Annotated in this window: 29 protein-coding genes; all 29 read left to right on the top strand. The window is 41.4% G+C overall.

The features are described 5' to 3' along the window. The coding region (locus tag V1L65_RS20025) for an NUDIX hydrolase (RefSeq protein WP_331701010.1) at positions 1 to 502 on the top strand (502 nt) is incomplete at its 5' end. Between the two features lie 20 nt (positions 503 to 522). Next, a complete protein-coding gene (locus tag V1L65_RS20020) occupies positions 523 to 1,113 on the top strand; it encodes a hypothetical protein (protein WP_331701009.1) in 591 nt (196 codons plus the stop codon). 42 nt (positions 1,114 to 1,155) lie between these two features. Beyond that, the gene (locus tag V1L65_RS20015) at positions 1,156 to 1,659 is read left to right on the top strand and encodes a DinB family protein (protein ID WP_331701008.1); all 504 of its coding nucleotides are present in this window, start codon (positions 1,156 to 1,158) and stop codon (positions 1,657 to 1,659) included. Positions 1,660 to 1,688: 29 nt separating this feature from the next. Beyond that, a complete protein-coding gene (locus V1L65_RS20010; RefSeq protein ID WP_331701007.1) occupies positions 1,689 to 2,045 on the top strand; it encodes a histidine phosphatase family protein in 357 nt (118 codons plus the stop codon). A 15-nt stretch (positions 2,046 to 2,060) separates the two neighbouring features. Then, positions 2,061 to 2,390: a low molecular weight protein tyrosine phosphatase family protein gene (locus V1L65_RS20005; protein ID WP_331701012.1), complete on the top strand. Its 330-nt coding sequence runs from the start codon at positions 2,061 to 2,063 to the stop codon at positions 2,388 to 2,390. Positions 2,391 to 2,536: 146 nt separating this feature from the next. After that, complete coding sequence (locus V1L65_RS20000; RefSeq protein WP_331701006.1) at positions 2,537 to 3,292, top strand: SDR family NAD(P)-dependent oxidoreductase; 756 nt, start codon at positions 2,537 to 2,539, stop codon at positions 3,290 to 3,292. Positions 3,293 to 3,327: 35 nt separating this feature from the next. Further along, positions 3,328 to 4,491 carry an N-acetylglucosamine-6-phosphate deacetylase gene (locus V1L65_RS19995; RefSeq protein WP_331701005.1) on the top strand — a complete coding sequence of 388 codons (1,164 nt, stop codon included), beginning with the start codon at positions 3,328 to 3,330 and terminating at the stop codon, positions 4,489 to 4,491. 19 nt (positions 4,492 to 4,510) lie between these two features. Next, positions 4,511 to 5,605: an alanine racemase gene (locus V1L65_RS19990; RefSeq protein WP_331701004.1), complete on the top strand. Its 1,095-nt coding sequence runs from the start codon at positions 4,511 to 4,513 to the stop codon at positions 5,603 to 5,605. A gap of 215 nt (positions 5,606 to 5,820) precedes the next feature. Further along, positions 5,821 to 6,747, top strand: a complete 927-nt coding sequence (locus V1L65_RS19985) for an acetamidase/formamidase family protein (RefSeq protein ID WP_331701003.1) — start codon at positions 5,821 to 5,823, stop codon at positions 6,745 to 6,747. Positions 6,748 to 7,203: 456 nt separating this feature from the next. Beyond that, a complete protein-coding gene (locus V1L65_RS19980) occupies positions 7,204 to 8,103 on the top strand; it encodes a carbohydrate ABC transporter permease (protein WP_331701002.1) in 900 nt (299 codons plus the stop codon). A gap of 32 nt (positions 8,104 to 8,135) precedes the next feature. Continuing rightward, positions 8,136 to 8,963, top strand: coding sequence for a carbohydrate ABC transporter permease (locus V1L65_RS19975; RefSeq protein WP_331701001.1), 828 nt, complete (start codon positions 8,136 to 8,138; stop codon positions 8,961 to 8,963). 217 nt (positions 8,964 to 9,180) lie between these two features. Then, positions 9,181 to 11,055, top strand: coding sequence for a sensor histidine kinase (locus V1L65_RS19970; RefSeq protein WP_331701000.1), 1,875 nt, complete (start codon positions 9,181 to 9,183; stop codon positions 11,053 to 11,055). Then, entirely contained in the window at positions 11,039 to 12,655 is a 1,617-nt protein-coding gene (locus V1L65_RS19965) for a response regulator transcription factor (RefSeq protein ID WP_331700999.1), read from the top strand. Before V1L65_RS19970 ends, V1L65_RS19965 begins: the two co-directional genes overlap by 17 nt. Positions 12,656 to 12,761: 106 nt before the next feature. Continuing rightward, complete coding sequence (locus tag V1L65_RS19960; RefSeq protein ID WP_331700998.1) at positions 12,762 to 14,132, top strand: ABC transporter substrate-binding protein; 1,371 nt, start codon at positions 12,762 to 12,764, stop codon at positions 14,130 to 14,132. A gap of 84 nt (positions 14,133 to 14,216) precedes the next feature. Then, positions 14,217 to 15,251 (top strand): Gfo/Idh/MocA family protein, encoded by a 1,035-nt coding sequence (locus V1L65_RS19955; RefSeq protein ID WP_331700997.1) that lies wholly within the window; start codon positions 14,217 to 14,219, stop codon positions 15,249 to 15,251. Next, complete coding sequence (locus V1L65_RS19950; protein ID WP_331700996.1) at positions 15,244 to 16,263, top strand: Gfo/Idh/MocA family protein; 1,020 nt, start codon at positions 15,244 to 15,246, stop codon at positions 16,261 to 16,263. The genes V1L65_RS19955 and V1L65_RS19950 overlap by 8 nt, the downstream gene beginning before the upstream one ends. A 471-nt stretch (positions 16,264 to 16,734) precedes the next feature. Next, a complete protein-coding gene (locus V1L65_RS19945; protein WP_331700995.1) occupies positions 16,735 to 17,295 on the top strand; it encodes an AAA family ATPase in 561 nt (186 codons plus the stop codon). Between the two features lie 101 nt (positions 17,296 to 17,396). After that, positions 17,397 to 17,858 carry a hypothetical protein gene (locus V1L65_RS19940; RefSeq protein ID WP_331700994.1) on the top strand — a complete coding sequence of 154 codons (462 nt, stop codon included), beginning with the start codon at positions 17,397 to 17,399 and terminating at the stop codon, positions 17,856 to 17,858. A 30-nt stretch (positions 17,859 to 17,888) separates the two neighbouring features. Continuing rightward, positions 17,889 to 18,302, top strand: coding sequence for a GNAT family N-acetyltransferase (locus V1L65_RS19935; RefSeq protein WP_331700993.1), 414 nt, complete (start codon positions 17,889 to 17,891; stop codon positions 18,300 to 18,302). Between the two features lie 25 nt (positions 18,303 to 18,327). Further along, complete coding sequence (locus V1L65_RS19930; RefSeq protein ID WP_331700992.1) at positions 18,328 to 18,807, top strand: DinB family protein; 480 nt, start codon at positions 18,328 to 18,330, stop codon at positions 18,805 to 18,807. A 24-nt stretch (positions 18,808 to 18,831) separates the two neighbouring features. Beyond that, on the top strand, positions 18,832 to 19,248 hold the full coding sequence (locus V1L65_RS19925) for an HIT family protein (RefSeq protein WP_331700991.1): 417 nt from the start codon (positions 18,832 to 18,834) through the stop codon (positions 19,246 to 19,248). 103 nt (positions 19,249 to 19,351) lie between these two features. Beyond that, a complete protein-coding gene (locus tag V1L65_RS19920) occupies positions 19,352 to 19,735 on the top strand; it encodes a VOC family protein (protein WP_331700990.1) in 384 nt (127 codons plus the stop codon). A gap of 424 nt (positions 19,736 to 20,159) precedes the next feature. Next, on the top strand, positions 20,160 to 20,567 hold the full coding sequence (locus V1L65_RS19915) for a GNAT family N-acetyltransferase (protein WP_331700989.1): 408 nt from the start codon (positions 20,160 to 20,162) through the stop codon (positions 20,565 to 20,567). Positions 20,568 to 20,609: 42 nt separating this feature from the next. Beyond that, positions 20,610 to 21,038, top strand: coding sequence for an NUDIX hydrolase (locus tag V1L65_RS19910; RefSeq protein WP_331700988.1), 429 nt, complete (start codon positions 20,610 to 20,612; stop codon positions 21,036 to 21,038). 76 nt (positions 21,039 to 21,114) lie between these two features. After that, complete coding sequence (locus V1L65_RS19905; RefSeq protein ID WP_331700987.1) at positions 21,115 to 21,570, top strand: NUDIX hydrolase; 456 nt, start codon at positions 21,115 to 21,117, stop codon at positions 21,568 to 21,570. A 323-nt stretch (positions 21,571 to 21,893) separates the two neighbouring features. After that, a complete protein-coding gene (locus V1L65_RS19900; protein ID WP_331700986.1) occupies positions 21,894 to 22,304 on the top strand; it encodes a DUF6157 family protein in 411 nt (136 codons plus the stop codon). A gap of 54 nt (positions 22,305 to 22,358) precedes the next feature. Further along, positions 22,359 to 22,739, top strand: coding sequence for an NUDIX hydrolase (locus V1L65_RS19895; protein ID WP_331700985.1), 381 nt, complete (start codon positions 22,359 to 22,361; stop codon positions 22,737 to 22,739). Between the two features lie 408 nt (positions 22,740 to 23,147). Continuing rightward, complete coding sequence (locus V1L65_RS19890) at positions 23,148 to 24,980, top strand: sensor histidine kinase (RefSeq protein WP_331700984.1); 1,833 nt, start codon at positions 23,148 to 23,150, stop codon at positions 24,978 to 24,980. Beyond that, positions 24,973 to 26,601 carry a response regulator transcription factor gene (locus V1L65_RS19885; RefSeq protein WP_331700983.1) on the top strand — a complete coding sequence of 543 codons (1,629 nt, stop codon included), beginning with the start codon at positions 24,973 to 24,975 and terminating at the stop codon, positions 26,599 to 26,601. Before V1L65_RS19890 ends, V1L65_RS19885 begins: the two co-directional genes overlap by 8 nt. The last annotated feature ends 173 nt before the right edge of the window (positions 26,602 to 26,774 follow it).

Raw genomic sequence — 26,774 nt, 5'->3', positions numbered from 1 at the left:
CATTTTTACGCTGCAATCTTCGGCACTTTTATTATGCAATAAACAACGGTACATCGATAACATCGATAATGAGGCTGAAATTGTCATTCAGAATAGGGTAAAACCGAACGAGCCAATAACAATTGAACTTCCTGGCGGGCAGGTAGAACCATTTGAATCTCTGATTCAAGCATTGAGGAGAGAAGTGAAAGAGGAAACGGGTTTAGATCTTTCTGAAATTGAAGGAGAAGATACAAGAATTGTTACAGAAGGAAGATACTTTGAAGTAGAATGTATGAAGCCATTTGCTGCTTATCAAACTGTCAAAGGTCCCGTAGATTCTGTAGGCTATTATTTTAGATGCAAAGCAAACGGTGAATTGCTAGAGTCAGGAGACGATACAACAGGAGTTAGATGGATCAAGGTAACAGATTTAAAAGAATTATTGGAAAATAATCCTCAAAACTTTTCTGATGTAGACAGGGCTGGAATACAATACTATTTGAAGCAATTATACAAATAATAAAGCTCTCTGATTTTTTGATGCCATACGTAGTTGGAAAGGAAAGCCTTATGAAAAAAAGACCATTATATATAGCTCTGTTAATGTTGGTACTCTTTTATGCCGGTTATGTAAGTTATGAATACTTTAGTGATAATAGAATATTAAGTAATGTATTGAAGCGTGATCATTACACGATTACTAAGAAAGACAATATTAAGATTGATCTTGCGATCAAACCAGAATGGATTCCTTTTGATACAGAAGAACCTCAAGAACTTAATATTAAGATTGCGGAGACCCATAACACGAATATATTACTCCAGCAGGTGTGGAATAGGGGCAATGATATTTATTTTAGTTTTCATACAACTTATAACTTAGACTTTTATAATGGAAGTTTTCTTTATAATATGCTAATTAATGATGACGGAACGTATACTTCTAGAGGGTCATATAATGATCTTCGGCTAACAGATCTCCAAGGTAATGCGATTCAGCTCGGTCAAACAGGAGCCGGACCAGGGTCCGACTTTTCTTTTGGAATTGAACCAGGTGAATATGAAAAAATTAAAAACGGGTTTAACGTGAGTTATTCAGGGCTAATTTTATATGAGTACTCAAGAAAGTAAAGTGGGTTTGGGTTAGGAAAATATTAAATGAGGGGGCTTTATATGGAACTTCAAGAAATTCATCGAAATTTAAAAGAAACAAGAGAGGATTTGCTAAAAACTCTTAATGGACTGAGTGAAGAGCAATTACATAAGCAGAAAGATTCAAATAGCTGGACTATTAATCAAATTTATCAGCATTTAATTAAGACGGAAGAATTATATGTTGCTGCTATTAAAAGGGGCTTAAAGAGTAACGAGGATTCTGTCGTAGGGGATAAAGCACTGGATTTTTTACTGGATAGAAGTAAAAAGATAGAGGCCCCAGAGATTGCTCGACCATCTAGCGGATTTATTGATCGCCAAGAAATTATTGAAAAGCTAAACCATTCAAGGGCGAAGCTAAATGAAATATTAAACACGCTTGAAGATCCCACAGTGCTAAGCAGAAGACATTTTGTTCATCCGGTTTTTAAAGAGATGTTATTAATGGAATGGGTTAAATCAATATACCTGCATGAGCAAAGACATATTAAACAGATTATTGAAATTATTGACGGCAAATAATAACGAATCGAATTGGTGGTAGAGAAGTCGTGGAAACCATCTTATATTTTGTCAGACATGCGGACTCTGTCTTTGTAGAAGGCAGTGAGCGGACTAGAGGATTATCGGATCAAGGCGTTAGAGATGCACAAGTAGTAAGAAATATTTTGAAAAATGCTCAGAAAAGAGCGGTGAATGTTATTACAAGCATTATTGAATCAAATAAAGGCAGGAAAATAGTAATTGGAACGCATGGTGACATTATGACATTAATGTTGAACCATTTCGATAACCGATATGGTTATTCTTTTTGGGAATCGACGTCGATGCCCGATATTTATAAGCTAACATTAGATGCTAACAAGTTAATTGCAGTTGAAAGAATGTGGGGAAATGGAGAACGCTAAGAATAGGTGACAAACATAAAATTACTTTTTATTTGCAGCCGTAATAAATGGCGCAGCTTAACAGCGGAGAAGATTTTTGATAAATTTAATGGGTATGAAGTGCGCTCAGCAGGGACAGAAGAAGCCGCGAGAATTAAAGTGACAGAAGGGCATATCGGCTGGGCGGATGTGATATTTGTAATGGAAAAGAAACATGTAAGAAGATTGAGGGATAAGTTCCCATATGCAATTAAACATAAGGAATTGATTTGTCTGGATATTCCCGACGATTATAAATTTATGGATACAGAGTTGATTGAAATATTGAAGTCGAGAGTATCGGATTATATAGAAGTACCGGATTAACTGAAGAGAAACTCCTTTTTGTAAGTAGGGGTTTCTCTTTTTTTGTTAGCCCCAAATAATATACTTTGCAATTTTGAAACCAAGGTTTTATAATCGAACCATATCATACCAACTTCAGGTCAATTAATTAAAGGTAGGGGAAGCTTATGCGACTAATCGGACAACATACACTAATAACAGGCGGTTCGAGCGGTATTGGTCAAGCTATTGCGTATAGATTCGCGCAAGAAGGCGCAAGAGTGACAGTGGCGGGCATTGAGGATGGTGCTTTGGAAGAAACAGTACAATCTATCCATGCTTCTGGTGGGGAAGCTATTGCGGTGAACGCTGATGTCCGGTGCAAGTCGGATGTGGAACGGATGGTCTCCGAAGCGATTGCGGCCTTTGGACCGATTGATACGCTCGTGAACAGTGCCGGTGTTTGCAAACCGGCGCCGTTCCTAGAAATTGAGGAAGAGGATTGGGATCTTCATATTGATGTGAATTTGAAGGGCTCCTTCTTGGCCTCTCAAGCTGTCGCTAAGGAGATGTCAAAGACTGGACGGGGATCGATTATTAATATCTCCAGTGTGAATGGGATAGCATCTGAGGGAGATCAAGTTCATTACAATGCTTCAAAAGCTGGAATAAATTCTTTAACTATGTCTATGGCTTTGGAATTGGCGCCGATGGGTATCCGGGTAAATGGAGTTTGTCCGGGTTTTATTGAAACGAGGCTAACAAAACCGCTCATTGATAATCAGGAAGCCATTTCCGCTTATTTGAAAACGATTCCTCTAGGCCGGGTTGGTTTGCCAGAAGAGATAGCGGCTGCAGCGCTTTTCCTTGCCTCACAGGATGCTGCCTATATGACAGGACATTCTATTGTTGTTGATGGCGGGCAGCTAATAAAACTATCTTAATTTACTAGATTATGATCATGGGGGGAAGAGTGAGTATGAAAGTGATAGTGAATGCAAAAGTTGTGATGCCCGATCGCTTGATTGAACAAGGCACCGTATGGATAGATAATGGACGCATTATAGCATGCGGCGAGGCGGAGCAGTTACAGACGCCAGAAGGAGCGGAACTGATCGATGCCAAGGGCTTATACGTGGCTCCAGGCTTTGTCGATATTCACTGCCATGGCGGGGGAGGACACTGGGCGTATCGCAATCCTGCAGCTATGGCTCGTTTTCATTTGAACTATGGCACAACATCCATTCTGCCAACTTTCTCGTACAATGAGTCGGAACAGGAGATATTCGATGGGCTACATAGGGTTTTGCAAGCACAGGAAGGAGATTATGGGAGTCTTATAGTTGGTATTCACTTGGAGGGTCCTTATATAAATCCAAAGTATGGAGCAATTACCTCTCCGATACGCCCGGTTAACCCGTCGGAGTATTTGGAAATTCTCAAATTGGCAGGTCCGCAAATCAAGGTGTGGACGCTAGCTCCTGAGCTCGAGGGTCAGCAACTATTTATGAAGGAAGCGGCACGCTATGGTATTACATTCTCGGTAGGACATTCAGAGGCTGCTGTTGAGACGATTTTGGATAGTGTGCAATATGGACTCCGAATCGGCTGCCATTGCACGAATGCAAGCGGCGTGACACCTTCGCCTTCTCGCTACGCAGGAACAAGGGAGTTAGGTGTCGACGAGGCAGTGCTCTTAAGCGACGATATTTATGCAGAGGTTATTCCGGATCGTGAAGGGCGCCACGTTCGTCCTTTAATGCTTAAGCTAATTTTGAAAACAAAAGGATCAAATAAAGTTATCATCATTACGGATGCGATGGATAGTACTGGACAAATTGACTCTTCAGTTGACGTTAATCTGATTGAAAAAAATGAGTTTTCGCCTTCTCAGGCCGAAGATTATATGTTAGCTGGAAGTCTGCTTACGATGGACCGGGCTGTATTTAATATGAAACAGCATACAGAAGCAGACATGGTCGATCTATTCAAGATGGCTTCATTGAATCCGGCAAAGGTGATTGGTATCGATCATGAAGTCGGCAGCGTGCAAATAGGAAAGCGTGCAAATCTTATTTTTGTGACGGAAGATATACAAATTCGCAGTGTCTTTCTTGACGGTGAAATTGTAAACACAAAATAAAATTAAGGGAGGCAACGACATGTTTCAAGAACAAATGGATACTCCGGCGGTAGTAGTCGATCTTGATATTTTGGATGCGAACCTGAAGCGAACAGCCGAGCTTGCCGCAAAGTCAGGCATAAAGCTGCGGCCTCATATTAAAACCCATAAAAGTGTATGGATTGCAAGGAAGCAGCTGGACTATGGAGCAAAGGGCATTACGGTCGCCAAGCTTGGAGAGGCGGAAGTGATGGCCGATGGGGGCATTGATGATATTCTCATTGCTTTTCCTCTTGTCGGTTCTGGAAAGTTGAAGCGATTGGCTGCGCTGCTTAGGCGCGGCGTGCATATAACGGTCAGTGTGGATAGCTTAGAAGCTGCACGAGGAATATCGGATGTCGGCACAGAGTTAGGCATGCAAATCTCACTGTATCTGGACATCAACACCGGGTTGAATCGTTGCGGATTGGAGCCGGGACAGGCTTCTGCGGAGCTTGCACTCGCTATTAGCGCCTTGCCGGGTGTAGCAGTAACAGGGCTTATGACGCATGCAGGTCACGCTTATGGCTGTCGAGATGCAGAAAGTGCGCAAAAAGTAGCGTTTGAGGAAGCAGAAGGATTAATTGCGACTCAGAAAATAATTACGGATAGGGGCGTTAATGTACCGGAGATCAGCGTTGGATCGACGCCGACTTCGAAGTTTGCCGGTCAGTTGTCGGGAGTTACTGAAATGCGCCCCGGCGCCTATGTGTTCGGGGATGGATCGCAGTTGTTTCCCGGCTTGATTACAGAAGAAGAATGCGCCATGCGGATTTATACAACAGTCATTAGTACCCCAAGGCCTGGATATATAATTGTGGATGCCGGCTCCAAGACACTGACGAATGATGCTAGCATACATCGCAGCGGATACGGTTATTTGCCGGATTATCCTGAGATTATGGTAGAACGGCTAAGCGAGGAGCACGGCATTTTGGCTGTACCAGACAACTGCGGGCTTCAGATTGGAGATGTCGTATCTCTTATACCGAATCACTGCTGCACTGTAGTAAATTTACGGGATGAACTGTTTGGAACCCGCGGCGGCAAGCTGGAGCAAGTACTTAAGATCGATGCCCGCGGTAAAAATACTTGAAGAAATTAGGACACCTGTAGCTGGATTGAGATTATTAAAATTACTTTTTTATACACAAAACTATGATGCCCCTTATAAATGTCAATGTATAATCATGGTAGATACAGACACACATGACCCAGCCTGAGATAGCAGTTATCTAGGGCTGGGTTATGTTGTATATGCACAAATGGTATGAGAACGTGATGTAAAAAATAAGAAGATGAGGTGTTTCCATGGCTATGCATAGTATCCCTTTAAGTGAAGAAGCTCTAGTTGGCTCATTTTCTACAGACATTAAACCATGTATTTCAATTCATTCGGGAGACACGCTTCGATTAGAAACGCTTGATGGAGGATGGGGGAAAGGCAGCAGTTATGAGGAAAGAATAAAACCATTCGCCAGAAAAGGGAAAGGACATCCTTTAGCAGGAGCAATATTTATTGAGGAAGCAAGGAAAGGCATGACTCTGAAAATTCATTTTAATGACATTAAGCCGGGGCGTTATGGGTTTACAGCAGCGGGAGGATACCCGAATTGGCAAAATCAAAAATTGTCATTGTTGAATGATAAAGAAATAATTTTAGAGTGGACACTTGATAATCAAACAATGACGGGAGCTTGTATTATTAATGAACGTAAGTTTGTAGTATCATTAAACCCTTTTCTAGGGAACATTGGTATGCCTCCCGAGGTAGGTGGAGAGCATTCTACCTGGCCGCCAAGATTTTGCGGCGGAAACATAGATTGTAAGGAATTAGTGAAAGGGAGCACTTTATACCTCCCGGTATCAGTTGATGGTGCTTACTTGGCACTAGGCGACGGGCATGCTGCGCAGGGGGACGGAGAAGTAAGCTGCCAAGCAATTGAGTGTCCAATGGAGTTGGTGGATGTAACGATTGAAGTTTTACCAGATACAGTTATTTCGCTTCCAAGAGCCAACACTCCGACTGGCTGGATTACCTTTGGGTTTCATGAAGATTTAAATGAAGCTACAGTTCAAGCTTTAGATCAAATGCTGGAGCTGCTAGGAGAGCTTTATGGGCTCAGACGAGTAGAAGCCATGGCTTTGGGAAGTTCCATTATCGACTTGCGAATTACTCAAATTGTGAATGGAGTTAAAGGTGTACATGCTTTTTTGCCACACGGAATATTGTTGTAAAAAGCACTTTTATATTCTCAATCAAGCAGCGATAGAGGAACCACCTCTGGTCGTTGCTTTTTTGTTGATGTTGAGCTCGAATGGATCCTAAAGATGCGGACACGAATGACCGTTAGCGCTCATTTTTCGCCAACCTCCACTTTCTAGCGGACAGAAATATCCGTTAGCGGGAAAAAAGCTAGAGAATTCGGCGGAATTGTCTTCTAATGGTCATAAGTGTCCGCATGTGCAACAAAAAGACTGCTTTTTGGTTCTAACGGTCATTGATGACCGCACCACAAATAGCGACGCATCGCTTGTTTTTTAACATGATGAGGGCAACAAGTTAGGTCGCCGACACTTCATTGTATAAATGCATTACATATTATAGATTTGTATTATTTTTGTCCCAAGCTCCCCTAGATACAATAAGAACATCACAGATAAAGGCGCAACAAAGTGGGAGAGTGATTGTAGATGAATGCCATGAAAATATCGAAGCGAAATAAGTTAATGGACGGACTATGGGGATACGCATTCATATCGCCTTGGCTGATCGGATTGTTTCTGCTAACGCTTATTCCGATGGGACAATCGTTATATTTTTCGTTAACGAATTATCATTTGCTGGAGAGTCCTCAGTTTTCTGGTTTAAGCAACTATAAGGAAATATTTATGAATGACCAAACATTCACGCAAGCGTTAAAGGTTACTTTTGTTTATGTAGTAGTGTCAGTACCTCTGAAGCTGGCGTTTGCACTAGGCGTGGCGATGCTTTTGTACAAATCGATAAAAGGAATGTCGATATTCCGCTCCGTCTATTATTTGCCTTCCTTGATAGGGGGCAGTGTGGCGATTGCAGCGATTTGGCGCAATTTATTCGGTTATGACGGACTGGTTAATAAGCTGCTTGGCACATTCGGAATACCTACAACGGATTTTATTAATATGCCGAACACATCGTTATCTACACTCATTGTTTTGTCGATTTGGCAATTTGGTTCATCGATGGTTATCTTTTTGGCGGGATTAAAACAAATTCCGAAGGATTTATATGAAGCGGCTGCGGTGGACGGTGCCTCAAAGATTCGTATTTTTTTCAAAATGACACTGCCGATGCTGACACCTATTATTTTGTTCAATATGGTCATGCAAACGATTAATAGCTTCCAAATGTTTACGCAGGCTTTTGTTATTACAAAGGGCGGACCGATTGATTCTACTTTAGTATACGCCTTGTATTTGTATCAAAAAGCATTTGTTTTCTTCGATATGGGCTACGCCAGTGCGCTTGCATGGATTTTGCTCGCTATTATTGGATTAGCAACGATAATTATTTTTGGCACATCGAAAAAATGGGTGCATTATGAAAACTAATGCGAATTAGAGCAACAAGGAGGAGCTACACGATGTCTCATACAAAGCTGTGGACGAAATATATTGTACTGATTGCAGGCAGTATTGTGATGATTTATCCTATATTATGGCTGTTCGGCAGCTCGGTAAAATCCAATACGGAAATGAACAACACGAGTTTATTTCCTTCTCATTTTGAATGGAAAAACTTTTTGGACGGCTGGACCGCCATACCCGGTTTTACGTTCGGACAATTTTTCCTGAATTCTTTTTTGATCGCAGGTCTATCAGTTGTTGGTACGGTGCTGTCGAGTGCGCTCGTTGCGTACGGTTTTGCGCGAATCAAGTTTCCGCTTAGAAATTTTTGGTTTGCTATTCTTATGATTACGCTCATGCTTCCAACTCAGGTTACCTTGGTGCCGCAATATATTTTGTTTAAAAATTTTGATTGGATCGGCACTGCGCTGCCGATTATTGTTCCTCACTTTTTGGCAGTAGGACCATTCTATGTGTTTCTAATTAATCAGTTTGTGCGCGGCATTCCTAATGATTTGGACGAATCAGCGAAAATTGATGGCTGCTCACAGCTCGGCATTGCGTTTCGAATTGTGCTGCCGCTATGTATGCCGGCCATTATTACTTCAGCGTTGTTTTGCTTCATTTGGACATGGGACGACTTCCTGGCACAGATGCTTTATTTGACAGATACAGCGAAATATACAGTGCCGTTAGCGCTTCGTCTGTTTTTGGATAACTCCTCGGCTGTTACTTGGGGACCAATGTATGCGATGAGCGTGCTGTCCATTTTACCATGCTTTCTTCTATTCATGTTCTCGCAAAAATATTTTGTGGAAGGGATTGCTACAACGGGAATTAAATAGATTTTCAGGCGATTGCCGTTAGAGCTTGTGAGAAAGCTATATAAGGACAAATTGGAGTAGGCAGGGTATCCACTGAAGGAGCGATAGCGTCCGCCTTTGTCTGCACTAAATATCCGTATATCTGTTCATTTCAATAAAAATTTAGTGAAGACAACAGCGGCCGTAAGGGATACCCTGCAAACGTGTAATTAATTGGTTCCGATAGTAGCTTTTATTATTGTGTACAATTGACGAAAAATCATTTAATCTATTAACCGACAACCAAGTGACTAACTACCACGAGACGAAGGTGAAGGTTATGAAAAATCCGATTAAAGTGTTTTCCCTTCAAGCCAACCTTTTCACTTCTTTTATTATTATTTCTGCTATTCTCATCTTAACGCTTGGAATAACCAGCTATATGATTACGAATCAAGAGGTCGTCGACAAGACGATCTCTTCACGCATTTTATTGCTGGATGAAATTAACAAGCAAATCGATATTCAGCTGCAGGCTGTTGAATACGATTCCTTAGTTGTGGCCAGCCATCCCTTGATCGTGGAGTATTTGCAGGAAGAGGAAAATTCATTCTCCAGAATTGAGAAAAATGAACAGGTAATCGATTTGCTGAGCAGGCAGAGCTACATTAAGGAAGGGATTCATTCTGTTCAGCTGTATGCAAAGGGCAGTACGAACAATTACTATTCTGGGGTAAATGGTATTTTTGCTTACTCGATTTTAGAGCAATCCCCTATGTATGATAGGATTCAGCATGCTGATTATATATGGCTGGGCACTAATAAGCTTATTAATGGCAGTTTTGTGCAGCGCAAGGATGACGTGGTCAGTTTTAGCCGAAAGGTGCTGTCGCCGGAGGGCAAGGAGCTTGGCGTGCTCGTTTTTAATATAAATATTTCGTATATGCACAAGCTGCTGTCCAGTAAAGCAGCGGATGACGGAAGATTTTTGCTGGATACGAATGCAAGGCTTATTGTTGATTCCAGTCAAGTGAAAAGCGATGCTTTGCCGTATTCCGCTATTTCTGAAGCGCTGCCTGATATTATGAATCAGGACAGTTTTCAAAAGCAGTATGCCATCCACCATTTCGATGAAAAACAGCTGTTAGTTTGGAGCAAGCAGCAGCGAACACAATGGGTTTCGTTAGATTTGATTTCGTGGACAAGCATTACGGCCGGCAGTCAAAAAATTAAAAATACGATTGTTATTGTGGCGGTAATTTGCGTTCTGCTGGCCATAACGTTTGCTTATTTTTTGGCGCGACAGTTTGTTCATCCTATAAAAGGGCTAGTCCATGCGATGAAGCATTTAAAAACAGGCAGGCTGAACACGCGCATCGACAACGAATACGACAATGAATTCGGTTATTTGAATAACCATTTCAATAACATGGCCATTAATATCGAGGAGCTGATCGATCAGCTGAATCGAAAAAATCAGCAAAAGCGAGAAGCGGATATTAAGGTGCTGCAGGAGCAGATGAATCCGCACTTTATTTATAACACGCTTGATGTGATGAATTGGCAGGCCATTGAAGCGGGAGCAGGCGAAATTAGCCGAATGCTTTCTTTGCTTGGCAAAATGCTTAGAATCGCGCTTTCGAGCGGCGAATCCTTTATTCCGATCAGGAAAGAGGTTGAGCATATTACATGCTATGTTGAGCTGCAAAAAATAAGATATCAGGATCAAATTCATATTCAGCTTAATATTCCAGAAACCATTTACGATTATTATTTACCTAAATTAATATTGCAGCCCTTTGTTGAAAATTCGATTATTCACGGGTTTCATTCCAGAAGAAAAGGGTTTATCGCTATACGTGCGATGGAATTACCGGAAGCTATTGTTTTTATGGTTGAGGATAATGGCCACGGCATGGAGGATACAGCCAAGGTGCGGGAACAGCAGCATCATGGCGTAAGAAATGTTTCGGAACGGATTGATTTATATTTTGGCGCTGCATATGGCGTAAAGGTAGAAAGTGTTCTTGATCAAGGAACGACGATTACGATCACGATTCCGAAGCTGACAACTATTCCGTTAGATTGGGAACGGCTAAGAGAGGGGCATGAAGGTCATGAGCGCAAAGATTAAAGCAATTATTGTAGATGATGATCAAATGACCCTGCAGGGGTTAGCTAAAACAATTGACTGGCGAAGGTTAAATGTTGAAATTGCAGGCCTCGCGATCGATGGGATGGAAGGGCTTGCGATGATTGAGGAGCATCAGCCCGATTTAATATTGACCGATATTTATATGCCTAGAATGGATGGCATCGCGATGCTGCAGGCAGCAAGACAGGCGGGCTCCAAGGCAGAGGTCATTATTCTAAGCGGGTATGAGGATTTTAAGTATGCGAAGTCTGCTTTAAAGCTGCAGGTAGCAGATTATTTGTCCAAGCCGGCAACGGTACCGGAAATTGAAGCGGTGCTTCAGGAAACGATTAAAAAGATAAAGCAAAGCAATCAGCTTGAGCAGGAAGAACGAGAGCTTAAGGAGCTTGTCAATTACCATTTGCCGGAAACGAAGAAGCAGCTGCTTAAGGGCATACTGGAGCCGCATTTTTGCGAGAAGGAGTTTTTTGGGAAGGCGACAAAGCAATTGGGGCTCAATTTTGCTAATCAGGCCTTTGCCGCTGCCGTGCTGGAATACGCTGTTCCGATCGGCAAAGCGCATTATAAAAGCAAAGATTTATTAACGTATACCTATGCCATTACAAATATTTTGGAAGAGCTGGTTGCAAAAGAATCGAGTGTTTATTTGGCCGATGTTCAAAAAGATAAATTCGTGCTCCTCTTCGCGCTGCCTGCTCATTTAAGAGCGGAGACATTTAAAAATAGAATGAAATATACGATTCAGCAGTTTATTGCGCCCATTAAAAGCTATTTAAAGCTTGATGTATGGGTTTCGTTAGGGCCGATTGAAGCGGACGTTTCCTTGGCTTGGCGTTCCTGCCGTAAGGCAATGAATGCTCTTATCGAAAGAGCTTCTGCCGAGGAGACCTGGCTAGTAGCTGATGAACAAAGCTTGAACAAGCTGCCAGCATCACTTCCGTCCAAGCCGATTGAGCATTATCAATCGCTTATGGAAGCTGTATTGGAAGGAAACTCGGATGAGCTCACAGCCCATATCACACAACTGCTTAAGACGCTGAATGATCTAAAGGCGATGAATGTGCATTACATTCGAAGTGTGGTCATTGATTTAATGGGAATGCTTACGATCAGCTTGTATCAGCAGGGTGTGCTTGTGGAGGAAATATACCCGGATGTTCGCTGGTATCAAGATTTGGAGCGCATCAATAATGCTCAGGACCTGGAATTATGGCTGAAGGAAACGATGGCTCTTTTATGCAGTGCGATGGCTAGTCGTGTAAATCATAAGCATAAGAAGACGGTTGATTATATGAAAAAGTATGTGAAAGAGCATCTGGATGAAGACATTACGCTGGATGTTATCGCAGACGAAGTGAGCTTAACGAGAAATTATTTAAGCCAAATATTCAAGGATGTCACGGGTGAAAATTACAACGGCTACGTAACGCGTGTTCGAATGGAACGGGCTAAGGAGCTTATGATGAGCGGGAAGTACAAGCTTTATGAGATTACGGCTATGGTCGGCTATAAAAATAATGCTTACTTCAGCCAGCAGTTTAAAAAGCATATGGGCTGCAATCCATCTGATTATTGTTAATCGTCTATATATTTTTAATACTTTTTATAGATTTATATTATTTTGTTTACGATGCAGGTTCCTATAATTAAAGACAGCAAGGATAATTGCACAAGGAGTGAATGACATGAAGAGCAGCAACAATTGGTTCAAGAAATCCTTAATGATCGCAGCAGTATCTGCTTTACTAATGTCGTTGTTAGCAGCATGCGGTCAAAGCGGCAGTAACGGCGGCAACAGTGCACCACAAGGGGGAAATGGCAATAAGGAGCAAGGAGCAAAAGAAGAAAAAATTGAATTGCGCTTTGCTTGGTGGGGATCGCAGGGCAGACACGACAGAACTTTGCAAGCGATTGCAAAGTTTGAAGAGAAATATCAGCACATAAAGGTCATTCCTGAATACTCCTCTTGGGACGGATATTGGGAGAAGCTTTCCACACAGGTATCAGCAGGCAACGCGCCTGACGTGATGCAAATGAGTATCTTGTATATTAAAGAATATTCTGAACGGGAAGTATTGGCGGATCTCAATCCTTTCGTTGGCAGTGCTCTAAAGGTTGAAGATTTAAATGCAGACGTGTTAAGCAATCAAGGCACAATAGGCGGAAAGCTGACAGGCATCCCGGTTGCCGATAACGCCTCTGTACTGCTTGTTAATAATGAAATGTTCGATCAAGCTAAAATCAATAAGCCCGAAAAAGATTCGACATGGGAAGAGCTGTTTGCCATATCGCGTGAGCTGAAGGCTGCGCTAGGCGACAATGTATACGGATTGTTCGATTCTTCTTCTTCTCTTGAAGCCTTTATGTACTATTTGTTCTCCAAAGGCGACAAGCTGTATTCGGAAGACAATCGACTGGGCTATAACGATGAGAATCTAAAAGAGTGGATGAGCATGTGGGAGACAGCGCGCAAGGAAGGAATCGCTCCTCCAGCCAATATTACGGCTTCTGCTTTGCCGCTGAGCAATGCAGACCCGAATAAGGATGCGTTGTTAAAAGGAACAGTAGCGATGATGGGACCTACTTGGATTGCCGCGTTCCCAGCTTATCAATCCGTTATGACAGACAATGTGGACATGATTTCTTATCCGCATGCCGAGCAAACAGGAAGCGTGCTGCAAACGGCGATGTTCTTTAGCGCTTCTGCCAAATCCAAGCAGCAGGAAGCAGCCGCATTGCTAATTGATTTTCTAGTTAACAGTGAAGAGGCAGCAGATATTTTGGAAACCGAGCGCGGACTGCCTGAAAATAAAAAAGTTCGTGAATATTTAGCTCCGAAATTTACGGATCGCGACAAAAAGATGATTGCGATGCTGGAGCATGTATCGCAAAGCAATCCAGCCTGGTATGATGCGGGTCCAAAGGGTGCTGGCGAAGTAACGGCATTGTTTGAGAAAGTCATTCAAAAGCATCAATTTGGCAAAGCTACGATCGATGAAGCGGTTAAGGAATTCCGCGTAGAGGCTGACAAGATTTTCGCTAGAAATAACGGGTAGAGTGAACGGATAGATGAGTATAGAAGACCGCTGCTGAAGCGGCCTTCTCTGTTTAATGAAATAAAGAGATAAAGGAGCAGGGTTATGGGAGAGAAAAAGTTTGCGATTATTGGCTGTCAGCATAACCATATTGAAATCTTTATTGAACAAATGTATGAGCTGGGTTATAGCTGTTTCGGAATTTTTGAGGAGCATGATAAGACACTCGCTGCAGGGATTGCACAGAAATATGAAGTTCCGTTGGTAGATGACAAGCTCTCTTTGCTGGGGGAAGACATTGGGGTTATAGGCTGTGCAAGCATAAATAATGAAAAAATAGACGTAATCGAGCTGTGTGAGCAGTATGGCAAATCGGTTATGGTCGACAAGCCGGCTGTCGTAAATAAAGAGGGGCTGGAGCGTCTGGAAGCGATCATTGAGCGAAACCAGATTAAAGTTGGGATGCTGCTAACGGAGAGATTTCACCCGGCTATTTATACGCTGAAGCAATATATCAACGAAGGAAAGCTTGGGGAGATGGTTCATATCGGCATGAGAAAGCCGCATAAGCTTAACGCCGCTTCCCGTCCTGCATGGTTTTTTAACAAAGAGCAGTGCGGCGGTATTTTAATCGATTTATTAATTCATGACTATGACCTTCTTCGCTGGTTTACGGGTCAAGAGATTAAGAGCTCGGCAGGACTGGTAGGCAAAAGCGTTCTTCCAGAGTATCCAACCTTCTATAATACGGTGAATGTGCAAGTGGAGCTTGCCGACGGTTTGCTCACGCAGCTTTACGCGGATTGGCATACGCCGCCAAAAAGCTGGACCTGGGGCGACGGGCGTATTTTTGTTACAGGAACAAAAGGCTTCGCGGAGCTTCGACTTAGCGGCGATCCACTATTAGGGTCGAGCACTCCAATCATGCTGTACGCCAGCGGGGAAGAGGAATGGAGCAGCGTAGAGCTGATCCAGCCTCCTACAACGATTACGGCAGATTTTCTTAGCTATATCGAAGGGGAAGCTTCCCTGCTTACGCATGAAGAGCTGATTAAAGCGAGCAGAGCTGTAATGGACGCCGATGCTGCTGTCCCCTATGTGTCAAATTCATCATCCAAGGAGAGTGAGCTGCATGCTTAAGCCAGTCAGCTTTGCGATTATGGGCTGCGGCGTTATCGCCGATATTCATGCGCAAGGCATTAGCAAGCTAGACGAAGCAGTATTGACTGCCGTCTGCGATGTTGACGAGGAGAAGGGAAAAGCATTTGCCGACAAGTATGGCGCCAAATACTATGCGAGCTATGAGGAAATGCTTGCAGATTCAGCTATTGAGGTTGTCAACATTTGTACGCCAAGCGGCATGCACCCTGAGCATACGACGCTTGCTGCTCGTGCAGGCAAGCATATAATTTGTGAGAAGCCGCTGGCCATCAAGCTGGACGACCTGCTGCATATGATTCAAGTATGCAAAGAGGAGAATGTAAAGCTTGCGACCGTATTTCCTAGACGGATGGCGCCTGCGGCGCAATATGTGAAGCGGATGCTGGAAGAAGGCAAGCTGGGCAAACTCACCTTATGCGATGCTTATGTCAAAATATATCGTTCTCAGCAATATTACGACAGCGCTGGCTGGAGAGGAACATGGGCGGTCGACGGCGGCGGAGCCATGATGAATCAAGGCATTCACATCGTTGATCTGCTGCAATGGTTTGCGGGTCCCGTGCAAACCATTTATGGTAAAGCTTATGCACTGCAAAGAAGCATCGAGGTAGAGGACACTGCCGTATCTTCCCTCACCTTCGAAAGAGGCGGGCTGGGTGTCATGGTCATGACGACAACCTCTAACCCGGAGCTGGGACAACGGGTAGAGCTTCATGGAGAAAGAGGCACGCTCGTCTATGAAGATGATCAAATCAAGCAGCTCATGATAGACGGTGAAGCTGTTGAGCTGCCGGCATTTGAGCCGTTCTCTGTTCTTCCTGACGGTCACCGTATTCAGATCCGCGATATGGCGTATGCTGTGCGTGAAGGCCGGGAGCCTGTCGTAACAGGCGAGGACGGCATTCATGCGCTGCAAATGATATTGGGCACGTACGAATCCTCGCGCTTAGGCAAAGAAATTGATCTGACTCCGACCACAAAAGGATTGTAACGGAACTGAGAAGCTCTATTTAGCGAAATAATGGTGTTTTGAAAACGTAACGGAACTCTGGAGCGCTATATGTGATTTTTTCCCCGTTTATGCAGGCAGTTTGAGTAAATAAGGCTTCTCAGTTCCTTTAAAATTTTAAATAAGCTGATTTTCGCACAATAGTGTTCCTGAGTTCCGTTAGCTATATAACACCTGTAACATAATTTCGTTCTGAAGAGAAATCCTGCAAAAGCACAGGTAGTTTAACTTTTTATGCCAAAAAAGGATCTGTCGCTCAAAGATCCTGCATTATCGCATTAGAATATTAAAAATCCTGAGGCTGGTTATGACTAAGCTTCGGGTTTTTTTATTATAAAACGGTTCATCTAACTGGTATATCGTGGTAAAATAGTAAAAGACGATTAAATTATTTGGGTAAGCCGAGTGTTCAAGCACTCGGCTGCTTTTATATATTAGAGAGGGGGGAGTGCTATGAAGTTTATTATTATATTTGGCCCGCAGGCAGTAGGGAAAATGACAGTAGGTCAGCACTTAGCCGATATGACGAGCTTCAAGCTGTTTCATAATCATATGTCCATTGAATTTGTGGCGCCATTTTTTAATTATGGAACCCCGTCTGGCAAGCGGCTAGTCAACTTGATACGGCAAGAAATGTTTGAGGAAGCTTCTAAAAGCGATATGAAAGGCTTCATTTTTACTTATGTATGGGGCTTTGATCTGCAAAGTGACTGGGATTATGTAAAACAGATTTCGGAGTTATTTGAATCCAGAGGCGGAACGGTTTATTTAGTAGAGCTGGAAGCTGATTTTGAAGAAAGAATAAAAAGAAATAAGACTGAAAACAGGCTCAGCAATAAACCAACGAAAAGAGACATTGAACGATCAGAAAGGGATCTAAAAACAACTTATGAAAATCATCGGCTTAACTCAAACCCCGGCGAAATAACGAGCAACAATTATATGCGAATAAATAATACGGATCTGGAACCTGATATCGTGGCAGCGAAAATAAAAGAATACTTTGGTTTTTAATAAATTTTGTAATCAAAACATTAATTTAAGAAAGGAAATGATTATGGGCGTATCCCGCACCGACTCCTTATCTGAATTCAGTGAGAGGGTGTTAAACAAAAATGAAAGAGAAAATTGAAATTCAAATACCAGGGACAGTTTATTTTCATTTGGCGGTTTCTGTATTATTAGTTTTGTTGTTGCTTAGCGGATTTATGTTTACCGAATTTAATTCTATTCCTGTTTTTCGCAGCCTGTTAGTTCTGTTCCTTATATTTGTTCAACTAACAATAATAATTGTATTGCTGAAGAGAATTCTGAAGAAATATAAGGATATAGAATTTATGCAGCATAAGATAAAGGTCAATGATACTGAAGTTTCTGCACAAGAAATTGAGAAAATCATCATTTCGGGTTATTTTATGCAAAGTATTGGCATCAAGCTCTATGGAAGGAAGCTGGTTCCAACAAAACTACATTTTAAATTTAAAAATGATGAAGAAGCCAAAATAGAAGTTTTAAAGCAGTGGGCAAGCAAAAATGGAGTAAGCGTGGTTTATGGGAAGTTTCACACTTGGCTATAGTTATATCTGATTTCAAAAGGGGGATTTTACTTGAATCAGAGGATTGAAAAGCTGTCTGATCATCAACATCTATATGAATTTCTTTCGTATTGTATGTATCCGGTGCATGAACGAATAACTAAAGAATGCGACCGTTATATGATTGAGCCAAACCGTGAATTGTATGGGATCTATACAAAATCTAAGCTGGCGGGAGTAATTGGGTTAAGGAATGTTGAACTTGAAACGGAGATATTGCATATAGCGGTGCACCCTGATTTTAGAAATAAAGGCCTCGGAAGTGCGTTAATCGAACAAGCCATTACATTAAAAGCTGCTCAAAGAATCGTTGTAGAGACCGATCATGATGCCGTTACTTTTTATAAGAAAAATGGATTTACAATAAATAGTTTAGGTGAGAAGTATCCTGGAGTAGAACGGTTTAAATGTGTGTTTGCAAACTGAACTATTTTAATGGAGGAGACGCTTGATGAAAAAAGAACAGTTAGTGTTATTGTATGAATACAATGTTTGGGCGAATGAAAGAATCATGAACCATCTCAAATCACTGCCAGACGGGATTTTTGCAAAAGAAGTGGATTTAGGCTTCAAATCTATTGCAGAAGTTATTACTCATCTGATCGCAGCTGATGAAGTATGGTTCGCTCGGATAAAAGGAGAATCACCTCCACCACTTACACGAACTCCATTCACTAATATAGAGGAAGCTAGCAGCTATCAGAACAAATTACAAACACAAATTCTTGAATTTTTATTATCTACTGACGATATCGAGAAGATTGTGAACTACAGCAATACAAGGGGAGAAAAGTTTCAAAATACGATTTTGGAAATAATACAGCATGTTGTGAATCATGGAACTTATCACAGAGGCAATATTTCTACCATACTTAACTCATTAGGTCATAAGGGGATACTAACAGATTACATTGTCTATTTAAGAAGATGATTTATAAAGTAAAGAAGGGATTTCATGGAATGTTTAGGGTGCCGGATTGTTAATGCATTAGAGCCTGAAGTGAACATTGTATACGAGAGCCAATATTTAGTATGCGTATTGGATATTGCGCCGTTTAACGACGGACACATGCTGATCATGCCCAAAGAACATTACCTGGATGTTGAAGAAATAGATGAGACTACTTTGTTTGAAATAATGAAGGTATCAACGAAGATGTCTAAGCTGCTTAAAAAAGTATTTAAACCTGATGGGATTACCATATGTCAAAATGGCGGTATCTTCAATGATTTGACTCATTATCACATGCATTTGATTCCAAGATATATTGGAGATGGGTTTAGCTGGTCGGAACCAAAGGATGAATTCAAAACAGATAAAACGTTGGGAGAAATAAAATCCATTTTAACCGAGGCTATACAAGAGAACTGAATATGCAGAAGCAATTCTTTTCTTCTTTTATCTGGAACATAATGGTACAATAGGAAAAACAATTGAAGCCCTCTATTTAACTATTAAAAATGGAGTGAAGCAAATGAATGAAGTGATCCTTACAAAATTAGAGCATATGCAAATTCCAGTAAAAAACTTGAATGAATCAATCGATTGGTATGCAGGGAATCTTGGATTTCAACTGCAGGGTAAGCACGAGGATCAGCATCAAGCGTTTTTGACCTTGCAAGAAGGACCAATGCTAATGCTATGGGAAACGAATGATGATACAAATGCTAATTTTTCATTCAATGGTCAGACTATGCCTGTGCTGCTCTATAGCACGAATCACATTCATCAATTGCATAATCACTTAAAAGGTATAGGCACGAAGATAACATTTTATCAGGATGAAGGGTTTGGCTGGGTTCTTAAATTCATTGATCCTAATGGGAACATGTGGGGAGTTATTCAAATGAACCAATAAGGCTTTTGAATAAATGAATAGCAGGTGGGCATGTTATCCTTTTTCTACGATTGATTGCATTTGAACATTTATATAATTTTATGATCTGCAAAGCAGTAACCTACCTAAGATGACGAAGCGGGTAGGTTCTTTTTATTTGTAACAGAAGTTTAGGGAGAGGTGAAATTGCTTTTGATTATAATAACGATCGTTTTAATATTAATCTTAGTTTGTTTAATAGGAATAGATGTAGCACTTAATAAACAAGTAAAGCAGATGAAAGAAGTAGAGATTGCCATTTACAGACTTGTTGAAGTAACAAAAAAACAAAAGGAAGACTGAAATTAAGTTGCGGAGGAGGTTTGAAAAATATTGATTATTATAGGGACGGCTAACCACAAAAAAGAGTAGGATGATTTCACTATGCAGACGAAGGTGATTGTTAATGATGATTAATTATGCAAGTGAAGAAGATTTTGACTATATTGTTAAGCGGGATAAACATATTTTAGTCAGTTTAGTTAAACGGAAAATTGCAGAGCAAGAAATTTTGATTTTACGAAACGAACAGAATCAGTACATAGGCTGGATGAGATATAGCTATTTCTGGGACAATACACCATTTATGAATATGACTTGGATTGACGAACCGTATCGAAGCAAGGGGATTGGAAAAGGAGCTGTACTTTATTGGGAGAGCTTGATGAGAGAGAAAGGCTTTCGGCTTGTGATGACTTCGACATTAGCTAATGAAGCTGCGCAGCATTTTTACAGGAAATTGGGCTATAAGGATGCGGGATGCTTATTGCTCGAGAATGAACCGTTGGAAATTATTTTGACGAAGACAATCTAAAAGGGAAGCTATTGAAGTAACTTCATACAAGGAGGACAGAAGGTGCAAGGATATAATGTACTAATGATTTATAACAAGGAAATGGATCAATTACTGATGTGCAAGCGGCTAAAGGACCCATATAAAGGCTTGAGTAATTTTGTCGGCGGCAAGATTGAACAAGGGGAAACAGGGTTAGAAGCAGCCTATAGAGAGCTATTCGAAGAGACGGGTGTTTCTAATGAATCTATCGACCTGCATCATTTAATGGATTTTAAATATTACTATCAAAATTGTTACGTAGAGGTTTACGTTGGCAGGTTAAAAAATGATATATTCGTATCAGGAAATGAGAATGAATTATATTGGTCTGATTTAAATAAAGACTTTTTTAATATGTCTTTGTTTGCAGGGGAAGGGAATATCGGCCATATGATTGAACAAGTTAAAATGAGCAAAGAATTGATTTTTCAAGAAGGGCTTAGGAGTTAATTCGAAAGCGCAATGACATTATAATCCAAGGAATCTAAATTCAGTTTAGATAAAAGTAAGGTGCAGGAGGTTTTTTATGGGCTACATTATGGAGCTTCGAGAATTGATTGGCACAAGGCCAATTATAATGGTTGGTGTTACCGTTTTAGTAAAAAATCAGGAGGGGCATTTATTGCTTCAAAAGAGAACGGATAGTTTGGATTGGGGAACTATTGGCGGCTCATTGGAGCTTGGTGAAACATTCGAAGAAGCTGCAAGACGCGAGCTTTTTGAAGAAGCGGGATTAAAGGCCGAGAAATTGAAATTCGTTGCTAATTTATCGGGGAAAGATTTCTACTATAAGTATCCTAATGGAGATGAAGTATTTAATACGATTGCTGTTTTTGAGGCAGTTCACGTACAAGGCATACCTACCATAAATGACGATGAAGGACTTGAATTGAAATATTTTTCAATTGATGAGCCTATTGATAACCTCAATTCTAACAGCTATATGATTTTAAAGCATTTAGGATATACGGAGAATTGGTGAGGGGTGAGCCGAGGGGGAGATGACTGTGAAGTCGATGTGGGCACCTATTGATAAGCAATAAGAAAGGGGAACGTAGAGCAAGATTGGGAATGGAGAAGCACAGCGTCCGCCTTTGTAGGCCAATTTTATCTTTTACAGGGGTTGTTTATTCCAAAAAATTGGACTACAACAGCGGTCGGAATCCCAAACTTGATCGCAGTAGCCCCCTTTTCCATCGCTAATTGTACTGTTCACAATTATTCGCTCCCCCCGCTAAGTAGCACTATTATGCCGTAAATAAACTCAAGCATTACTTTGTCGCACATTTCCGGAGGTGAGTTTAAATGAAAGACATGAATTATTACAACACATTCATTGAGGTTTCAGAAGATTGTCCTGCTCAAACCGCAGAAATACCAAAATCCAAAAATGAGAATAAAACGATACCGGTATTACAGTATGAAATGATTGCTGGTGCTCCCTATCAACATACTCAGGAGGATATACTGTTTGAGGTATTTGCTCAGCGCAATCATATTCCCGAAGAACAAAGGCAGCAGGAGTGGGAGAAGTTTTTCTCAAAAGGGCAGCCTTGTCTTCGAACGTCCTCCCTTGGCAAGCGCTACGGCTGGGGCATGCATCATAATGAACAAGGGAAAGTCGCGCTGTTTGCTGTGGAATCGGAGGAGTACAAAGCTTTGAAGAACGACAAAAGTATAAAGCAAGTTAAAGCTATGCGGTCAAGTCGAGGATAGAATAATTTCTAATGTGGAAAGTAGCCGGAGACAAAGAAGTAGATTTTAAAGTAGGTGTACACTATTATCGCTCAAGCCGTAATTATTCAAAATAACCACGTTCTAATGGTTCGACAATACGTTCAACGAGGGGATATCGTTTGGAATTTTCCTGGAGGCGGAATCGAAGAAAACGAAACCCCTAAAGATGCTTGCATTAGGGAAGTGAAGGAAGAAACAGGGATAGAAGTATTGAAGCTGCATTTGTTGTATGAACAAAATAAAAAATACACATTTGCAGTAACCGAGTTCACTGGACAATTAGCCCTGGATAAAACTAACAAAGACAATGATGATATCATTGAAGTACAATGGATTTCACTTGGAGATATAGAGAAATTTGATGATTATACTAAACCTGTGCTTGATAGAATTGTGGACTTGGAAGAGTGTTAATTTAAACAATAACATATATACTAGCATAAGCTGCAACATGGACGCCCACCTAAGACAATGACAATTGAAAGGTGGGCTTTCTTTATTGATGAACATTGGCATGGGGAATAAGCAACGAATAACTAGTCCAGCTCGGCCTCTCAAACGGCCACACGTTCCGCTATTTAGTCGAAAATGGCAGATTTGGGTGAGGAAAGTGACACACGTTCCGCTATTATCGAAAAAGTAGCACATTTTCTCTCATTTTGGGTTAAATAGCGGAACCAGTGACCGGCAAAATTGCAAAACAGGGTGTTTTGGGGCGAATAGCGGAACGAGTGGCCAACTAATCGAGCAAAAGTGGTATCCGTGACGATAGCGGAACCAGTGACTTTTTGAATCATGTCTGCATGAGGGAGAATAGCTACTATGAAATCAATCAAACATTTTATTCAGCGTTTTTTTCTCCGATCGATACGCAGGAAGCTTGTCTTCTCTTTTTTATTTCTCATTATTTTGCCGATTTCTCTATCGAGTATGTTTTCGTTTATATTTCTGCAGGATGTCGTTAAGGATAAGCTGAACATTGGCAATGAAATGGCAATTTCCCAAGCGACGATGAATATTGAGCTTGTTTTTAAAAATATGGTAGCAGCATCAAACTCCTTAATGATGGATGGGGAAATTCGGGACATTATAAAGCAATCGGCGCCCATTGAGTTTGATGAGATTTATCATAATAACACGCTGCTGAAGTCAAAGTTTTTTGCGGTGCAAACCTCGGTGCTGGATCATTATCCTAACCATTTTATTTCCTTGCTTAGTGGTCAAGGGATCTCCTATTCTACGATTTCTGCCTATGAGAATGAGAAATTTCAAGGCTCAATTCTCGCATTGCTTGATAGGGAGGGTGTTCCCCGAAAAACGAATTATGTAAAGCTGGGCGAATACACGCATGAGCTCGATTATTTTTCACATGGAAAAGTAAGATATATTATTCTTGTGCGCGCCTACATGGATGTAATAGATGGTATCAAAACAGGGGATGTCGTCATAGGAGTACCGGAGAGTGTTATTTCTGCCATACTAAATGGTATGGCAGTCAGGGAAGGAATAAAGGCACATATCGTAAACCGGCAAGGTGAAATTATTTCTTCCACGGCCAAGGAGCAAATCGGCGAAGGCTTGCCATATGCCCGCATTATAAAAGGCAATCTTCCTAAAGACACAGTAGAGTCTATCGATATGGCAGAATTCGGGGTTATGGCGAATGTGAGCCATATGGAACGCTTGGGCTGGACAGTTGTCAGTGAGATTCCGAATAAGCTGTTATTTTCAGAAATAGCGGCGGTAAGGAAGTGGCTTTTCCTTATTAATCTTGGGTTTATTGTAGCGTTTTTCTCACTGGCATATTGGATTGCAAACAGTGTTTCCAAGCCTGTCAGCAGATTGAAACGGGCTGCTTCGGAGTTCGCAACAGGGCGGCTGGATTCAAGAGTAGAAGTGGTTGGCGTCGATGAGCTCGCTTTGCTGTCCTTGAAATTCAACAAGATGGCGGAGGAGATTGGCAATCTTGTACAAAAGGTCAATGAAGATGAGAAAGCGAAGCGGGAGCTGGAAATTCAAATGCTTTATTCGCAAATAAACCCCCATTTTTTATTCAACACGCTCAACTCGATCCGATGGATGGCTGACGCAAGCAAGGTATACAATGTCAGCAAATTCATTACTTCACTGGCTCAGCTTATGAAGAGCAGCATTATTCAAAAAAATGAAATTATTCCGCTGGCAGAAGAGCTCGAAAATATTCGTCATTATATAACGATTCAAAAAATGCGCTTCTCCGCCTTGTTCACCGAGGAATATAAGATTGAAGAAGATACGTTGAACCTGGGCATTCCTAAGCTTATTTTGCAGCCGATTGTTGAAAATTCGATATTGCATGGCTTTGCTAGTATTACGTATAAAGGCATCATTCGCTTGCGCGCTTATCGTGACGAGAGCAATTTAACGATTATTATAAGTGATAATGGGGTGGGCTGTACAGAAGAGCAGCTGAAATCACTGCTTGCTGCAAAAGGAATGGAACGAGGCCGCTTTAGCGGTATCGGTATTACGAATGTCAATGAACGGCTGAAATTGCATTACGGACCGGACTATGCGCTGCGAATGGAAAATACAAGCGGCGGGGGCACGACATCGATTTTGAAAATTCCTATACATGAATTAAACCAGGAAATGAGGCGGATAGACCATGTATAAAATTATGATTGTGGATGATGAGCTGTTTGTCCGTATGGGGCTTAAAGTCGCACTGGATTGGGAGGAGCATGGCTTTGTGCTGGCAGGCGAAGCTTCTAACGGCGCTCATGCGCTTTCGTTAATGGATCAGCTGATGCCGGATATCGTCATTACGGATATTAAAATGCCAGAGCTCGATGGAATAGGCTTAATTAAAGAGCTATCGGGCAAATATCCTGCAACGAAATGTCTTGTTCTCAGCAACTATGACGAATTTGAGCTTGTTAAAGAAGCGATGAAAATGGGTGCTGTAGATTATTTGATTAAAGTAACGATTGAAGCAGACAGCTTGCTGGAGGCGCTAAAGCAGGTTTGTAATAAGCTCGATGATCAAGTAAGACAAGCTGTTAATCCACATACGTCATCAACACCGGAAAGGGAGCAGGCTCTCCATGAGAATAAACGCTGGAATCAGAAGAAGCTGATTACGGACGTTATGGCATATGGCGATCATCCAGAAATTGTTGCAAACAGCTTGAAGGGGCTCGGTATTGGCACAAACGCCAGCAAAGGGATTATTATGCTGTTGACCATAGCTGATTATGAAAATTTGCTCAAGCAACGCTTTGATGGCGAAGCAGAGCAGCTGCATGCGGTAGCGGCTGAGCTGGCAGATGGTTTAATAGATCACCGAATGAAGGGAAGAACGCTGCATTGGTCAGACGGCTGTTTTATGCTGCTTATCTCGAGCAGCTGGGAAATTGAGGATTCGATGGTCTATCATTTGGCCGAGAAAATTCAAGCGTCATTTGAAGATTATTTAAATATAGAAGCCAGCTTCATATATGGCATTTCGTACAGCGGCTATGATCAACTAAGCGATAGCCTTTGCAGGCTCAATGATACGCGTCTAATCGCTTTTTATGAAAAGCCAGGCTCAATCTTGCAGTCGAGCAACGTACAGTTTACGACAGAAGGCATGGACCAAGCTTTTCATACGCTAAAAAACCAGCTGTCTATTAGCTTGTATCGGCATCGCAGAGAGGGGCTTGATGCAGCCTGGCGCGAATTTATGGAATATGCTCGCAGCAAGCAGCTTAATCCAGCACTTATTAAAAAATATTTTGTATCGGTTGCAGGCTGGATTCAAGAAACGCTTTTGCAAATAAGTGACAAGGCGATGATGATTTGGCAATTCGATTTAACGGAGCTTGATGAAATCATGACGGCAGAGGAATTTGAGCAATTGTGTACGAAGCTGAACGACGAATGCGAGCGCACGCTCAAATTGCTGGGCAATGACAGGCAGCGTGAGGAAATATTAAAAATTACCGAATTTATTCGTCTTAATTTACAGGCCAAAATTACGCTTGAAGATATGGCTCGCTATGTTTCTATGAACAAAAATTATTTGAGCCGATTGTTTAAGAAAGAGACGGGGAAAGTGTTTCAGGAATATTTGATCGATGTCAGAATGAAAAAGGCGGGCGAGTATTTGCTGGCTACCGACCTTAAAATTTCGGATATTGCAGATCGAGTCGGTTATGCCGATATATTTTACTTTAATCGTGTATTTAAAAGCTATTACAACATGTCGCCAAGCGAATATAAAAAATCGGTAGAGGATAGCGTCCAGCGATAAGGTCACTATTTTTACAACTGTAAGTGAGAAAATTTTAAAAATAGATTGGTTTGAAAGCGTTTTCTAAAAAGAACTGTTTATTATACCTGCATGTTGTCAGCTTCCTCGATATGTTCAGAAGCAGGTACAAATTATACTGGAGGAAATTAGAAGGGAGGTCATTAAGTTTGACT

Source organism: Paenibacillus sp. IITD108, from assembly GCF_036541265.1.
GTDB lineage: Bacteria > Bacillota > Bacilli > Paenibacillales > Paenibacillaceae > Pristimantibacillus.
Note: the sequence above shows the minus strand (reverse complement) of the source record. Positions and strands in the feature narration are given on the sequence as shown.